Source organism: Micromonospora sp. DT233 (genome assembly GCF_049841815.1).
Lineage (GTDB): Bacteria > Actinomycetota > Actinomycetes > Mycobacteriales > Micromonosporaceae > Micromonospora.
Genome location: NZ_JBNCLB010000002.1, coordinates 298,616 through 311,825, shown reverse-complemented (window position 1 = coordinate 311,825; position 13,210 = coordinate 298,616). Strand labels below are relative to the sequence as shown.

Genomic DNA, 13,210 nt, shown 5'->3' with positions numbered 1-13,210 from the left:
CCTCGGCGGCATGCACAGCGTCATCTTCGAGAAGCCGACCGGCCGGGTGCCGGTCGGCTTCTCGCTGCCCGGCGGTGCCCGCACCGCCCGCCCGGTGGGCTCCGTCGCCGGTTCGCTCCGTCGCCCGGTGGGGGCCGCGCCCGGGTTCGGCGGTTCGCCGGACGCCGGCCGGCCCAGCAAGGGACAATCCCCCCGGAATCGGTGATCCTCGGAGGGGAGTTCACGGCATGGCGCACTTCCCGGTCAACCACCCCGCACGGCCGCTCTACCGGGCACTGTCGGCGCTCATCGGGCTCTACATCCTCGTCTTCGGCGTCTGGGGAGTGGCCCTGACCTGGGGAGAGGGGCTCTTCGCCCGGGGCGACACCTGGGCCCTCGGGCTCCGCACCAACCTGGCGTTCTCGCTCGCCTCGATCGTCTTCGGGCTGGTGCTCATGATCGGCGCGTCCCGGCGCGGCAACCTCGGCCACTACATGAACCTCACCGCCGGGATCGTCTTCCTGGTCACCGGCATCCTGATGATGTCCGTCCTGCAGACCTCGGCGAACTTCCTCAACTTCTCGATGTCCACCGTCATCGTGTCGCTGCTCTTCGGGCTGGTGCTGCTCGCCACCGGCCTCTACGACAAGGTTGGCTCGCCCGAGCACGCCGAGGTCGAGGCCCGGCACCGCCGCGCGACCGCCCCCGGCGGTCGCTGACCCCCGCCGCCGCCAGCGGGGCGTCCGGCCGGGCCGCGAAGGCGTCGTCGCGGGCCCCTAGGCCGGGGGACGCCGGCCCTTCCACGTGATCAGCGTCGGCTTCGGCTCCAGGTGCGACAGCCCGTTCCAGGCCAGGTTGACCAGGTGCGCGGCCACCGTCTCCTTGCGCGGCCGGCGCACCTCCAACCACCAGCGCCCCGTCAGCGCCACCATCCCGACGAGGGCCTGCGAGTAGAGCTCGGCGAGCTTCGGGTCGTACCCCCGGGTCTTGAACTCGGCGGCCAGGATGTGCTCGACCTGGTGCCCGACGTCGTTCATCACGCTGCTGAAGTTCCCCGTCGCCGACATCACCGGCGACTCCCGGACCAGCACCCGGAACCCGCTGGTCTCCTCCTCGATGTAGCCGAGCAGGGCCAGCGCCGCCTGCTCCAGCAACTCCCGGGGGTGACCGGCGGTCAGGGCCGTGGTGAGCCGCTCCAGCAGGGCCCGGACCTCCCGGTCCACCACCACCGCGTAGAGCCCCTCCTTGCCGCCGAAGTGCTCGTAGACCACCGGCTTGGAGACGTTCGCCCGCGCCGCCACCTCCTCGATCGAGGTCGCGTCGAAGCCCCGCTCGGCGAACAACTGCCGACCGGTCGAGATCAACTGCTCCCGGCGCTGCGCCGCCGACATCCGTACCCGCGGGGGCGGCTTGCCCGCCACCGGGGCCGCGCGTCGTCGGCCCCCGGTGCTGCCGCTGACCGGATCGTCCGCCATGTCGTCACCTCGCCGGCGCTCGGTGACGCCCTGTCGTGGGATGCCGCTGCCCCGCCCAGGGCCGCGCCCGCCGCCCCATGCTGGGCCGCTTCCTGTGCCGCGCCCGCCGGCCCGTGCTGGGGCCTGCGCCGTTCCTGTCGCCTTTGGCGGGGCCGAGCGGCCCGGTCGGGCCGGGCCCGCCGGCCGGGCGGCCGGGCGGCCCGAGGGCGGGCCGGACCTGCCCGCTCATCCGGCCATCCTTCCAGGCGGCCGCGAATCCCACCGCCCGGTCCCAGTCGGCGGGCGACCGGCCGCGACCCGTCCCCGGCCCGGATGGGCGGCCTCCTTGTCGTACGGGTGTTCTAATCTGCTGGTCGTGGAGGATTCCTCGGCGGTTGAGGTGCGCCGGCTACGCACGGTGGAGGGGCTCAGCGTTCGGCAGATCCGGGCCCGGACGGGGCTCGGCCGCAACCGGGTGCAGGAGTTGCTGCGCGGGGTGCCCCCGCCGGAGTGGACGCGCCGGCCCAACGCGAAGGACGAGCTGCACGCCGAAGCCGTGGAGTTGCGCCGGCAGGGCTGCTCGGTCCCCGACATCGCCACCCGGCTGGGGGTGAGCCGCTCCACGGCCTACCTCTGGGTGCGACACCTGCCGCAGGGGCCGGCCGACGAGGCCGGGCGGGAGCGGCGCAGGGCCCACTCCAAGGCGATGACCGACGCACAGTGGGCGGCCCACCGGCAGGCTCGGGACTCCGCCCGCGCGGCGGCCGGCGATGCTGCCGCAGCTTGGGTGGGCGGCCTGGAGCGGCGGGAGCTGATCCTGGTGGGCGCGGCGCTCTACTGGGCAGAAGGCGCCAAGGCGAAGCCGTGGCGGCCAAACGACTGCCGGGTCAGGTTCGTCAACAGTGATCCGTTGCTGATCGACGTGTTCGTGCGGTTCGTCGAGGCGATGGGCGTCGCGCGCGAGGCGCTGTCGTTCCGGGTGAGCATCCACGAGACGGCAGACCCGGCGGCGGCGGTCCGGTGGTGGGCCGAGCAGGTCCGGGTGGCGCCCGAGGTCTTCCGGCCGGTCTCCCTGAAGCGACACCGGCCCACCACCGTCCGGCGCAACACCGGCGAGGGCTATCGGGGCTGCCTGACCGTGGAGGTGCCGAGGGGCCGCGAGCTGTATTGGCGGATCGAAGGGATCATGAAGGGAATGGGCGATGGCGTCGACGGCGCGGGAGGCTAAGGTGTAGGGGAGCGGTCGACCATGCAATTTGTCCGCTTCAGCCCTTCCCGGGTCGTCTAAGGGCAGGACGTCAGGTTTTGGTCCTGATTATAGGGGTTCGAATCCTCTCCCGGGAGCTTCTACTGTCTCGCCGCCATTGTCTGGTTAGCATGGCCGGCGAGACTGTCGCCGTCCCGACGGGAGCACGTCGTGTCCCAGCCCAACCCCCGCACCGTTGTCGTGCTCGCCGCCGGTGAGGGCAAACGGATGAAGTCGGCTCTGCCCAAGGTGCTGCACCCGCTCCTGGGCCGGAGCCTGCTCGGCCACGTGCTGACCGCCGCCACCCCGCTCGCCGCCGACCGGACCGTGGTGGTCGTCGGGCACGGCGCGGACCAGGTGCGGGCGCACCTGGCCGAGGTCGCCCCGGCGGCCGTCCCGGTGCTCCAGGCCGAGCAGCTCGGCACCGGCCACGCGGTCCGGATCGCGCTGGATGCCGTGCCGGAGGCGGCAGGGACCGTGGTGGTGATCAACGGCGACGCGCCCCTGCTGCGCGCCGACACCCTCGCCGCGCTGGTCGCCGCGCACGAGGAGGCGGGGACCGCCGCCACCGTGCTGGCCGCCGAGGTGCCGAACCCGACCGGCTTGGGGCGCATCGTCCGGGACGCCACCGGCGGGCTGGAGCAGATCGTCGAGGAGCGCGACACCACCCCCGCCCAGCGCGCGCTGCGGGAGATCAACGCCGGCATCTACGCGTTCGACGCGGCGCGGCTGCGCGCCACGCTGGGCAAGCTCTCCACCGACAACGACCAGGGCGAGGAATACCTCACCGACGTCTTCGGCCTGCTGGTCTCGGCGGGTGAGCCGGTGGCGGTGCACGTGGCCGCCGACCACACCGAGACGCTGGGCTGCAACGACCGGGTCGAGCTGGCCACGCTGCGTCGGCTGCTGCGCGACCGGGTCAACGAGCGCTGGATGCGCACCGGGGTGAGCATCCTGGACCCGGCGACCACCTGGATCGACGTGACGGTCGCGGTGGACCGGGACGCGGTGATCGACCAGAACACCCAGCTGCGCGGCGGGACGGTGGTGGGCGCGGCGGCGGTGATCGGCCCGGACGTCACGCTGATCGACACCGTGGTCGGCCCGGAGGCGACCATGCTGCGCAGCCACGCCGTCGGCGCCGAGGTCGGCCCGGGGGCCAGCGTCGGGCCGTACGCGTATCTGCGGCCGGCGGCGAAGCTGGCCGAGAAGGCCAAGGTCGGCACGTTCGTCGAGGTGAAGAACTCCGAGGTCGGCGCGGGCGCGAAGGTGCCGCACCTGTCGTACGTGGGTGACGCGACGATCGGGGCGAAGGCCAACATCGGCGCGGCGACGATCTTCGTGAACTACGACGGGGTGAACAAGCACCGGACCACGGTCGGCGAGGCGGCGTTCGTCGGCTGCGACACCAGCCTGATCGCCCCGGTGGAGGTGGGCCCGGGGGCGTACGTGGCGGCGGGGAGCGCGATCAGCCAGAACGTGCCGGCGGGCGCGCTCGGGGTGACCCGGGCGCCGCAGCGCAACATCGACGGGTGGGTGGCCCGCAGGCGGGCCGGCACCGCCTCTGCGGCGGCCGCCGAGCGGGCCACCCGAGCGGCGGCCGGCGGGGCAGAGGGTGCGGCCGGCGGGGCAGCGGGTACGGCGGCCGGCGGGGCGGAGGATGCGTCGGGTGGCGCGAGTGCCGCAAGGGAAGGTGAGGCAATGCACCGGGGTGCCGAGGCGGTTCCGCCGCCCTCGGGCGGGGGAGATACTGCAACCGAATAGTCCCGGTCACACCGCAGCCGGGACCACCGACCAACGGGAGCAGACGAGCCCATGGGCAGCATCGTCGCCGAAAACCGCAAGAGCCTGATGCTCTTCTCCGGACGGGGTTTTCCGGAGCTGGCGAAGGAGATCGGCGAGGTCCTCGGCATCGCGCCGACGCCCGCCGACGCGTACGACTTCGCCAACGGGGAAATCTTCGTACGGTTCAAGGACTCGGTGCGCGGTTCGGACGCCTTCGTGGTGCAGTCCGTGACGCACGGGGTCAACACCTGGGTCATGGAGACCCTGATCATGGTGGACGCGTTGAAGCGCGGCTCGGCCAAGCGGATCACGGTGGTCCTGCCGTTCTACCCGTACTCCCGGCAGGACAAGAAGCACCGCGGCCGGGAGCCGATCTCGGCGCGGCTGGTGGCGGACCTGCTCAAGACCGCGGGCGCGAACCGGATCCTCACGGTGGACCTGCACACGGCGCAGATCCAGGGTTTCTTCGACGGCCCGGTGGACCACCTCTTCGCGATGGACGTGCTGGCCGAGTACGTGGAGCGCAAGTTCGTCGGCCGGCCGATGACGGTGGTGGCCCCCGACTCGGGGCGGGTGCGGGTGGCGGAGCGGTGGACCGACCGGCTGGGCGGCTGCCCGCTGGCGTTCATCCACAAGACCCGGGACCCGCTCAAGCCCAACCAGGTGGTGGCGAACCGGGTGGTCGGCGAGGTGGAGGGCCGGGTCTGCCTGATCGTCGACGACATGATCGACACGGGTGGCACCATCACGAAGGCCGCCGAGATCCTCAAGGAGGCCGGGGCGGCGGAGATCGTGGTGGCCTCCACCCACGCGCTGCTGTCGGACCCGGCGACGGAGCGGTTGAAGAACAGCCCGATCACCGAGGTCGTGGTGACCAACTCGCTGCCGCTGCCGCCGGAGAAGCAGCTCGACAAGCTGACCGTCCTGTCGATCGCGCCGCTGCTGGCGCGGGCGATCCGGGAGGTCTTCGACGACGGGTCGGTGACCACCCTCTTCGGCGGCCTGAGCTGACCTGCGCCCCCGCGCGCCGGGCCCCGTCCCGGGGGCGGCGCGCGGGGGCGGCGGGCCGTCGCGGGTCGGTTTCCGGCCTCCGCCGCGCGGGGGCGGCGGGCCGTCGCGGGTCGGATTTCGGCCTCCGGCGCGGTCGGGGCGGGGACTGCCGTCGAGGCGCTGACGGGCTCGGGTAGACTGGTGCGGTTGCCACGGCGAGGGTGCCCGGCGGGCCGCTGAAAAGCACCGCACGGAGACACCGTCATCGACGCGGTGCTCCGGGCAGTCGTTCATGACGCATGAGCCCCAGCGAGCCCCTCGCCCCAGCACCGCCAGACGACAAACCGCCGCAGCGAAAGCATCAGGAGTTTCCCCGTGTCCGAGGTAAAGATCAGCGCCGAGCCCCGTACCGAGTTCGGCAAGGGTGGTGCCCGTCGTACCCGCCGGGCCGGCCTGGTGCCCGCCGTGCTGTACGGCCACGGCGAGAAGCCGCAGCACATCGCGCTGCCCGCGCGTGAGTTCGCCGCCGCGATCCGTCGGGGTGGCGCCAACCAGCTCTTCGCGATCGAGGTCAGCGACGGCACCCAGGTGCTGGCGCTGCCGAAGGCGATCCAGCGGGACCCGATCAAGGACAGCTTCGAGCACGTCGACCTGCTGCTGGTCCGCCGGGGCGAGAAGGTCACCGTGGACGTCCCGGTGCAGCTCACCGGCGAGGCCGCCAAGAACACGCTGATCGTGCACGACCACGACACCCTCTCGGTGACGGCCGACGCCACGAAGGTGCCGGACCACCTGGAGGCCTCGGTCGAGGGCATGGAGGCCGGCAGCCAGGTCACCGCCGGCGACGTGGAGCTGCCGTCGGGCGTCGAGCTGATCGCCGACCCGGCCCTCTCGGTCGCCTCGGTGACCGCCGCGCCGACGGCCGAGCAGCTCGAGGCCACCCTCCCCGAGGCCGAGGAGGCCGCCGAGGAGACCGAGGCCGGCGAGGAGACCGCCGAGGGTGCCGAGGCCGCCGAGGGCGAGCAGGCCGAGGCCGAGGCCAAGACCGAGGCCTGATCGGTCCGCAGTTTCGTGCGACAGGCGCTCCCGGTTCCGGGGGCGCCTGTCGTCGTACCGGGGGCGGATCGCGCCCGGCGGCGGCGGGTGACCGCCGGTGGGCGGGCGCGGGGACGACGGATCGGGGGCGGCCGGCGCGGAACGGCCGCCGGGGCGCGACGGTGAGAGCGAGGGGCGTGGCGTGACGGACGAGGCGGGGCCGTGGCTGGTGGTCGGCCTGGGCAACCCCGGTCGGGAGTACGCGGGCAACCGGCACAACGCGGGCTTCCTGGTGGCCGACCTGCTGGCCGCCCGGGTGGGCGGGAAGTTCGGCCGGCACAAGCGGGCGGTGGCCGACGTCGCCGAGGGGCGGCTGGGTTTCGGCGGCCCCCGGTTGGTGCTGGCGAAGCCGCTGACGTACATGAACCTCTCCGGTGGGCCGGTGGCGGGGCTGGCGCAGTTCCACAAGGTACCGCCGGAGCGGGTGATCGCGGTCCACGACGAGCTGGACATCGACTACGGCCAGGTGCGGATCAAGCGCGGCGGCGGCGAGGGCGGGCACAACGGCCTGCGTTCGATGTCGAAGTCGCTGGGGACGAAGGACTACGTCCGGGTGCGCTTCGGGGTGGGCCGGCCGCCGGGCCGGCAGGACCCGGCGGACTACGTGCTGTCGGACTTCTCCGCCACCGAGCGCAAGGAGCTGGAGTTCCTGGTCGACCGGGCGGCGGACGTGGTCGAGTCGGTGATCACCCGGGGCGTGGAGCCGACCCAGAACCTCTACCACGGGGCCTGAGCCCGGGCGGGGGCGTACGCGGATCACGGCCGTCGGGCCGGTAGTCTGCGCGGTCTGGGGGCGTGGTTGTGGTGACGGCCACCGGTCTGCACGCTTCCCGGATCGACGGTTCTGCGCTGAGATACAACGAGGCTGGTCCGCGCCTGCCCGATCTGCTGGTCCGCCGCAAGGATCCCGCGGATCGGTCGCTTGCAGCGTTGCAGCGGCATTCCGGGTAGCCTGAGCGTTCTTTTTCACGTGTCCGACCGGAAAGGTCTGGAATCCATGGGCGGATCCGAGCGAATCGAGGCCGTGTCATGACCACCCCCGGCACCTATCAGGTCTCGCACCTCGATGCGCTGGAGGCGGAGAGCGTCTTCGTGATGCGCGAGGTGGTCGCGGAGATGGAGCGGCCGGTGCTGCTCTTCTCCGGCGGCAAGGACTCGATCGTGATGCTGCGGCTGGCGCAGAAGGCGTTCGCGCCGGCGAACATCCCGTTCCCGGTGATGCACGTCGACACCGGGCACAACTTTCCGGAGGTGCTGGCGTACCGGGATCGGCGGGTCGCCGAGCTGGGCCTGCACCTGGTGGTGGCGAGCGTGCCGGAGGCGTTGACGAAGGGCCTGGTGCGGGAGGCCGCCGACGGCACGCGCAACCGGATCCAGACGCCGGTGCTGCTGGACGCGGTGGAGAAGCACCGCTTCGACGCGCTCTTCGGCGGGGCGCGGCGCGACGAGGAGAAGGCGCGGGCGAAGGAACGGGTCTTCAGCTTCCGCGACGAGTTCGGCCAGTGGGACCCGAAGAACCAGCGCCCGGAGCTGTGGTCGCTGTACAACGGCCGGCACCACCCCGGCGAGTCGATCCGGGTCTTCCCGCTGTCCAACTGGACCGAGCTGGACGTGTGGCACTACATCGCCCGGGAGCGGATCGAGCTGCCGTCGATCTACTACGCCCACTCCCGTGAGGTGATCGAGCGCGACGGCATGCTGTACGCGGTGAACGAGTTCTTCCGCGCCCGGCCGGGCGAGGAACGCTTCACGGCCCGGGTCCGCTACCGCACGGTCGGCGACGCGTCGATGACGGCGGCCGTGCGCTCGGAGGCGGACACGGTGGAGAAGGTGATCGAGGAGGTGGCCGCGACGCGGATCACCGAGCGCGGCGCGACCCGGGGCGACGACCGGGTCAGCGAGGCCGCCATGGAGGACCGCAAGCGGGAGGGCTACTTCTGATGAGCACCGACACCCTGACCGGCGAGGTCGACGCCGGGGCGCGGCCGATGGACCTGCTGCGCTTCGCCACCGCCGGCAGTGTCGACGACGGCAAGTCGACGCTGATCGGCCGGCTGCTCTACGACACGAAGTCGCTCTTCACCGACCAGCTCGCCGCGGTGGAGGCGGTCAGCGCGGCCCGGGGCGACGAGTACACGAACCTGGCGCTGCTCACCGACGGCCTGCGGGCGGAGCGGGAGCAGGGCATCACGATCGACGTGGCGTACCGCTACTTCGCCACCCCCCGGCGCAAGTTCATCATCGCCGACACCCCCGGGCACATCCAGTACACCCGCAACATGGTCACCGGCGCGTCCACCGCCGACCTGGCGCTGATCCTGGTGGACGCCCGCAAGGGCCTGGTGGAGCAGTCGCGGCGGCACGCGTTCCTCTGCTCGCTGCTGCGGGTGCCGCACCTGGTGCTCTGCGTCAACAAGATGGACCTGGTGGACTTCTCGCAGGAGGTCTTCGAGCGGATCGCCGACGAGTTCACCGCGTTCGCGGCGAAGCTGGACGTGCCGGACCTGACGGTGGTGCCGGTCTCCGCGCTGCGTGGCGACAACATCGTCACCCGCTCGGAGAACATGCCCTGGTACGAGGGGCCGTCGCTGCTGCACCACCTGGAGCGGGTGCACATCGCCTCGGACCGCAACCTCCAGGACGTGCGCTTCCCGGTGCAGTACGTGATCCGCCCGCAGTCGACGACCGTGACCGACTACCGGGGGTACGCCGGTCAGGTCGCCTCGGGGGTGCTCAAGCCCGGCGACGAGGTGATGGTGCTGCCGTCGGGGTTCACCTCCCGCATCGCCGCCGTGGAGACCGCCGACGGCCCGGTCGCCGAGGCGTTCCCGCCGATGTCGGTGACCGTCCGCCTCACCGACGAGATCGACATTTCCCGGGGCGACATGATCTGCCGGCCGAACAACGCCCCGGCCGTCGCCCAGGACATCGAGGCGATGATCTGCTGGATGGACGAGACCCGCCCGTTGCAGGTCGGCGGGAAGTACGCGATCAAGCACACCACCCGGTCGGCGCGGGCGATCGTGCGCGGCCTGCACTACCGGCTCGACATCAACTCGCTGCACCGCGACGAGTCCGCCGCCGAGCTGCGGCTCAACGAGATCGGCCGGGTGCGGCTGCGGACCACCGTGCCGCTGCTGGCCGACGAGTACCGCCGCAACCGCACCACCGGCGGCTTCGTGATCATCGACGAGACCACCAACCGGACGGTGGGCGCCGGCATGATCGTCGAGGCCGGCTGACCCACCCGAGCCGTCGCGCCGGGGAAGGGCCCGCGGGCCCCTCCCCGCCCGGTCACAGCCGGTGCGCGCCGGGGGCGGGGGTGACCGGGTGGAAGCCGGGGGCGGGATAGCCGCGTTCGGCGTACGCGGCCGTGACGGCCGTCGCCACCGCGTCGGCGCGCTCGGCGTCGACCAGGGCGAGGACGCAGCCGCCGAAGCCGCCGCCGGTCATCCGGGCCCCGTACGCCCCGGCGGCGAGGGCCGCCTCGACGGCGGTGTCGATCTCCGGGACGGTGATCTCGAAGTCGTCGCGCATCGAGGCATGCGAGGCGGTCAGCAGCGGCCCCACGTCGCGGAGCCGGCCGGCGCGCAGCAGCTCCACGGTGTCGAGCACCCGCTGGTTCTCGGTGACCACGTGCCGCACCCGCCGCCGAACGACCTCGACGTCCTCGCCGGGCGGCGCTTCGATGGAGCCGATTAGGCGGGCGAGGGCGGCGTCCAGGTCGGTGACGGGCACGTCGCGCAGGGCCGGCACCCCCAGCAGCGCCGCCCCCCGCTCGCAGGCGGCCCGGCGGGAGGCGTACTCGCCGTCGGCGTGCCGGTGCGGGGCCCGGCTGTCGACCACCAGCACCGCCAGGCCGGCGGCGGCCAGGTCGAACGGGATGTGCTCGACGGCCTCGGTGCGGCAGTCGAGGAAGAGCGCATGCCCCGCCCGGCAGCGGATCACCGCCGACTGGTCCATGATCCCGGTGGGCGCGCCCACGTAGGCGTTCTCGGCGCGTTGGGCGAGCCGGGGCCCCCGCTGCGTCGGCAGGTCCAGCCCGCCGAGGTCGACCAGGGCGGCCAGCACGGCCGCCTCCAGCGCGGCGGAGGAGGAGAGCCCGGAGCCGATCGGCACGTCGGAGGCGATGGCCAGCCGCGCCCCCGGCACCTGGTGGCCGGCGTCGCGCAGCGCCCAGGCCACCCCGGCGACGTACCCGCCCCAGCCGGTGACCCGGCCGGGCTCGGCGATGGCGTCCGCGCCGAACTCGATCGGGGTGTCGGAGAGCTCCGAGGTGACCGTCCAGCGCCCGTCGGCCTGCGGCGCGGCGGCGACCACGGTACGCAGCGGCAGCGCGAAGGGCAGCACGAAGCCGTCGTTGTAGTCGGTGTGCTCGCCGATCAGGTTGGCCCGGCCGGGCGCCGCCCACAGGCCGGCGGGGCGCTCGCCGTACCGCTGGGTGAAGGCGGCGGCGGCGCGGCCGGCGACGTCGTCTGCGGGGCCGGTGGGGCCGGTCACGGGCGGGCCAGGACGTGCGTGCGGTAGAAGGCCCAGGCGTCGCCGACCATGTCGTGCAGGGTGGGCTTCTCGGGGACCCAGCCCAGCTCCTCGCGGGCCAGCGCGGCGGAGGCGACCAGCTCGGCCGGGTCGCCCTCGCGGCGCGGGGCCACCTCGACGGGCAGCGCCTCGCCGGTGACCTCGCGGACCACGTCGACGACCTGCCGGTTGGTGAAGCCGGCACCGTTGCCCAGGTTGTAGATGCGGTGCCGGCCGGGCTCGGCGGCGGTGAGCGCCAGCAGGTGCGCCCGCGCCAGGTCCTCGACGTGGATGTAGTCGCGCACGCAGGTGCCGTCGACGGTGGGGTAGTCGTCGCCGAAGAGCTGCAGCTTGGGCCGCCGGCCGGCGGCCACGTCCAGGGCGATGGGGATGAGGTGGGTCTCCGGGTCGTGCCGCTCGCCGATGGCGACGTCGCCGCGCAGGTACGCCCCGGCGACGTTGAAGTAGCGCAGCGACACGGCGGCCAGGTCGTGCCCGATCGCCTCGGAGGTGAGCGCCATGTCCACGGCGAGCTTGGTGGCCCCGTACGTGTTGGTGGGGGCCTTCACGGCGGTCTCCGGGATGGGCAGCTCGACCGGGTTGCCGTAGACGGCGGCGGTGGAGGAGAAGACCATCCGGGGCACCCCGGCGGCGCGCACCGCGTCGATCAGGGCCAGCGAGCCGACGGTGTTGTTCCACCAGTACAGCTCGGGCCGGACCATCGACTCGCCGGCGGCGATCAGGGCGGCGAAGTGCAGCACCCCGTCGAAGCCCGCCTCGCGGGTGAGCACCCGGGCGGCGTCGGTGATCGGCGCGTCGACCCAGGTGGCGTCCGGGGCGAGCGCCTCCCGGTGCCCGGTGCGCAGGTCGTCGAGGACCACCACCTCGTGCCCGGCGTCGAGCAGCATCCGGGTCACGACGCTGCCGATGTAGCCGGCACCGCCGGTGACGAGCAGTTTCACCTCGAAGTCCTCCCGCCTGGCCGTGCTCGGGCACGGCCGCCACCGACCACCCTACGGCCGCCGGCCGGGCTCCTGCCGGCGCGGAGCGCTGTCCCGGCCCGTCGCGGGCCCTACCATCTACAGGTATGCCTACAGGCACGCGGGAAGCGGGCGGGCCCGGTTTACGGCGCGGGCGGCCGGGGCGGCCCCGACGGGAGCCGGGGCCGTTGGCCCGGGCGGTCGCCCGGCTGGTGGTACGGGCCGCCGACGGCGCCACCCGGGCGGTCACCGACCTGCTCGGGGCCAGCCCGGCGGCGGGCCGGGAGCACATCAGCGAGGCGGAGCTGCGCGACCTGGTGGCCGCGAACACCGTCATCGACCCCGACGAGCGGCGGATCATCGACGAGGTGCTGGTGGCGGGCGCGAGCCTGGTCCGCGAGGTGATGATGCCCCGCACCGAGGTGGTCTTCCTCTCCGCCGGGTTGAGCCTCGCCGAGGCGTCCAAGCTGGTGCGGGCCGAGCCGCACAGCCGCTACCCGGTGGTCGACGGCACCCACGACGATGTGGTCGGCTTCGTGCACCTGCGCGACGTGCTGCTCCGCCCCGACCTGGCCCCCGGCAGCACCGTCGGGGAGCTGGCCCGGGAGGTCAAGCAGCTGCCCGGCAGCAAGCGGGTGCTGGCCGCGCTGACCGAGATGCGCCGCGAGGGGCACCACCTGGCGGTGGTCGTCGACGAGTACGGCGGCACCGCCGGCATCGTCACCCTGGAGGACCTGATCGAGGAGCTGGTCGGGGAGGTCCACGACGGCTTCGACGACACCGGCGAGCCGGCCCTGACCGGGGTGCCCGCCGTGGTCGACGGCCGGCTCAACCTCGCCGACTTCGCCGAGCGCACCGGGGTCCGGTTGCCGCCCGGCCCGTACGAGACCGTCGGCGGTTACGTGATGGCGGCGCTGGGCCGGCTGCCGGTGGCCGGCGACGAGGTGCCGGTGGACGACGCCGGCGACGACGCCGCCCCGGACGACCCGCCCGGCGGGTGGCTGCTGCGGGTGCTGGCGCTGGAGGGGCGGCGGGTGTCCCGGCTCGCCGTCTCCGCGGTGCGCCTGCCCGAGCCGCGCCGCGAGGCCGCGGGCCCGCTGGCGGCGGCCCCGGCGCGACCCGCCGGCCCCTCCTGACGTACGCCGGGGGTAGCTGACAGAATG

13 protein-coding genes, 1 tRNA gene and 1 pseudogene are annotated in these 13,210 nt (G+C 73.4%); 12 read left to right on the top strand and 3 right to left on the bottom strand.

The genetic code is table 11. The annotated features are described in order from the left end of the window. Window positions 1–10: 10 nt before the first annotated feature. Together ACLQ2V_RS05540 and ACLQ2V_RS05535 are read left to right on the top strand one after the other, a co-directional pair. Window positions 11–205: a hypothetical protein gene (locus ACLQ2V_RS05540; RefSeq protein ID WP_425717267.1), complete on the top strand. Its 195-nt coding sequence runs from the start codon at window positions 11–13 to the stop codon at window positions 203–205. A 22-nt stretch (window positions 206–227) separates the two neighbouring features. After that, a complete protein-coding gene (locus ACLQ2V_RS05535; protein ID WP_425717266.1) occupies window positions 228–698 on the top strand; it encodes a DUF4383 domain-containing protein in 471 nt (156 codons plus the stop codon). Window positions 699–755: 57 nt separating this feature from the next. Here the strand turns inward: ACLQ2V_RS05535 and ACLQ2V_RS05530 are convergent, their stop codons facing one another. Further along, window positions 756–1,454 carry a TetR family transcriptional regulator gene (locus ACLQ2V_RS05530; RefSeq protein WP_425717265.1) on the bottom strand — a complete coding sequence of 233 codons (699 nt, stop codon included), beginning with the start codon at window positions 1,452–1,454 and terminating at the stop codon, window positions 756–758. Window positions 1,455–1,809: 355 nt separating this feature from the next. Here ACLQ2V_RS05530 and ACLQ2V_RS05525 point away from each other — a divergent pair, with 355 nt between their 5' ends. The 9 genes and pseudogenes from ACLQ2V_RS05525 to cysN all read left to right on the top strand — a co-directional run bounded on the left by ACLQ2V_RS05525 (window position 1,810) and on the right by cysN (window position 9,791). Further along, on the top strand, window positions 1,810–2,661 hold the full coding sequence (locus ACLQ2V_RS05525) for a helix-turn-helix domain-containing protein (protein ID WP_425717264.1): 852 nt from the start codon (window positions 1,810–1,812) through the stop codon (window positions 2,659–2,661). 45 nt (window positions 2,662–2,706) lie between these two features. Next, window positions 2,707–2,777, top strand: a tRNA-Gln gene (locus ACLQ2V_RS05520). A 73-nt stretch (window positions 2,778–2,850) separates the two neighbouring features. Beyond that, window positions 2,851–4,443, top strand: coding sequence for a bifunctional UDP-N-acetylglucosamine diphosphorylase/glucosamine-1-phosphate N-acetyltransferase GlmU (gene glmU, locus ACLQ2V_RS05515; RefSeq protein WP_425717263.1), 1,593 nt, complete (start codon window positions 2,851–2,853; stop codon window positions 4,441–4,443). 51 nt (window positions 4,444–4,494) lie between these two features. Next, the gene (locus tag ACLQ2V_RS05510) at window positions 4,495–5,475 is read left to right on the top strand and encodes a ribose-phosphate diphosphokinase (RefSeq protein WP_425717262.1); all 981 of its coding nucleotides are present in this window, start codon (window positions 4,495–4,497) and stop codon (window positions 5,473–5,475) included. A 354-nt stretch (window positions 5,476–5,829) separates the two neighbouring features. Continuing rightward, window positions 5,830–6,510 carry a 50S ribosomal protein L25/general stress protein Ctc gene (locus tag ACLQ2V_RS05505; protein WP_425717261.1) on the top strand — a complete coding sequence of 227 codons (681 nt, stop codon included), beginning with the start codon at window positions 5,830–5,832 and terminating at the stop codon, window positions 6,508–6,510. Window positions 6,511–6,691: 181 nt separating this feature from the next. Then, entirely contained in the window at window positions 6,692–7,282 is a 591-nt protein-coding gene (pth, locus tag ACLQ2V_RS05500; RefSeq protein WP_425717260.1) for an aminoacyl-tRNA hydrolase, read from the top strand. 62 nt (window positions 7,283–7,344) lie between these two features. Next, window positions 7,345–7,500 (top strand): annotated as a pseudogene (locus ACLQ2V_RS05495) (3'(2'),5'-bisphosphate nucleotidase CysQ); the annotation flags it as partial. 78 nt (window positions 7,501–7,578) lie between these two features. Further along, window positions 7,579–8,490, top strand: a complete 912-nt coding sequence (cysD, locus tag ACLQ2V_RS05490) for a sulfate adenylyltransferase subunit CysD (protein ID WP_425717259.1) — start codon at window positions 7,579–7,581, stop codon at window positions 8,488–8,490. Continuing rightward, window positions 8,490–9,791 (top strand): sulfate adenylyltransferase subunit CysN, encoded by a 1,302-nt coding sequence (gene cysN / locus ACLQ2V_RS05485; protein WP_425717258.1) that lies wholly within the window; start codon window positions 8,490–8,492, stop codon window positions 9,789–9,791. Before cysD ends, cysN begins: the two co-directional genes overlap by 1 nt. A gap of 52 nt (window positions 9,792–9,843) precedes the next feature. Here cysN and galK read toward each other — a convergent pair whose 3' ends face one another. Next, the gene (galK, locus tag ACLQ2V_RS05480; protein ID WP_425717257.1) at window positions 9,844–11,049 is read right to left on the bottom strand and encodes a galactokinase; all 1,206 of its coding nucleotides are present in this window, start codon (window positions 11,047–11,049) and stop codon (window positions 9,844–9,846) included. After that, entirely contained in the window at window positions 11,046–12,029 is a 984-nt protein-coding gene (gene galE, locus ACLQ2V_RS05475; RefSeq protein ID WP_425717256.1) for a UDP-glucose 4-epimerase GalE, read from the bottom strand. The genes galK and galE overlap by 4 nt, the downstream gene beginning before the upstream one ends. Before the next feature lie 125 nt (window positions 12,030–12,154). Between galE and ACLQ2V_RS05470 the strand changes: the two genes are divergently transcribed. Next, window positions 12,155–13,183, top strand: a complete 1,029-nt coding sequence (locus ACLQ2V_RS05470) for a hemolysin family protein (RefSeq protein ID WP_425717255.1) — start codon at window positions 12,155–12,157, stop codon at window positions 13,181–13,183. The last annotated feature ends 27 nt before the right edge of the window (window positions 13,184–13,210 follow it).

Bases quoted from the DNA above. Each gene is read 5' to 3' on its own strand.
- ACLQ2V_RS05540 (WP_425717267.1), top strand. From the start codon at position 11: ATGCACAGCGTCATCTTCGAGAAGCCGACCGGCCGGGTGCCGGTCGGC.
- ACLQ2V_RS05535 (WP_425717266.1), top strand. From the start codon at position 228: ATGGCGCACTTCCCGGTCAACCACCCCGCACGGCCGCTCTACCGGGCA.
- ACLQ2V_RS05530 (WP_425717265.1), bottom strand. From the start codon at position 1,454: ATGGCGGACGATCCGGTCAGCGGCAGCACCGGGGGCCGACGACGCGCG.
- ACLQ2V_RS05510 (WP_425717262.1), top strand. From the start codon at position 4,495: ATGGGCAGCATCGTCGCCGAAAACCGCAAGAGCCTGATGCTCTTCTCC.
- cysD (WP_425717259.1), top strand. From the start codon at position 7,579: ATGACCACCCCCGGCACCTATCAGGTCTCGCACCTCGATGCGCTGGAG.
- cysN (WP_425717258.1), top strand. From the start codon at position 8,490: ATGAGCACCGACACCCTGACCGGCGAGGTCGACGCCGGGGCGCGGCCG.
- ACLQ2V_RS05470 (WP_425717255.1), top strand. From the start codon at position 12,155: ATGCCTACAGGCACGCGGGAAGCGGGCGGGCCCGGTTTACGGCGCGGG.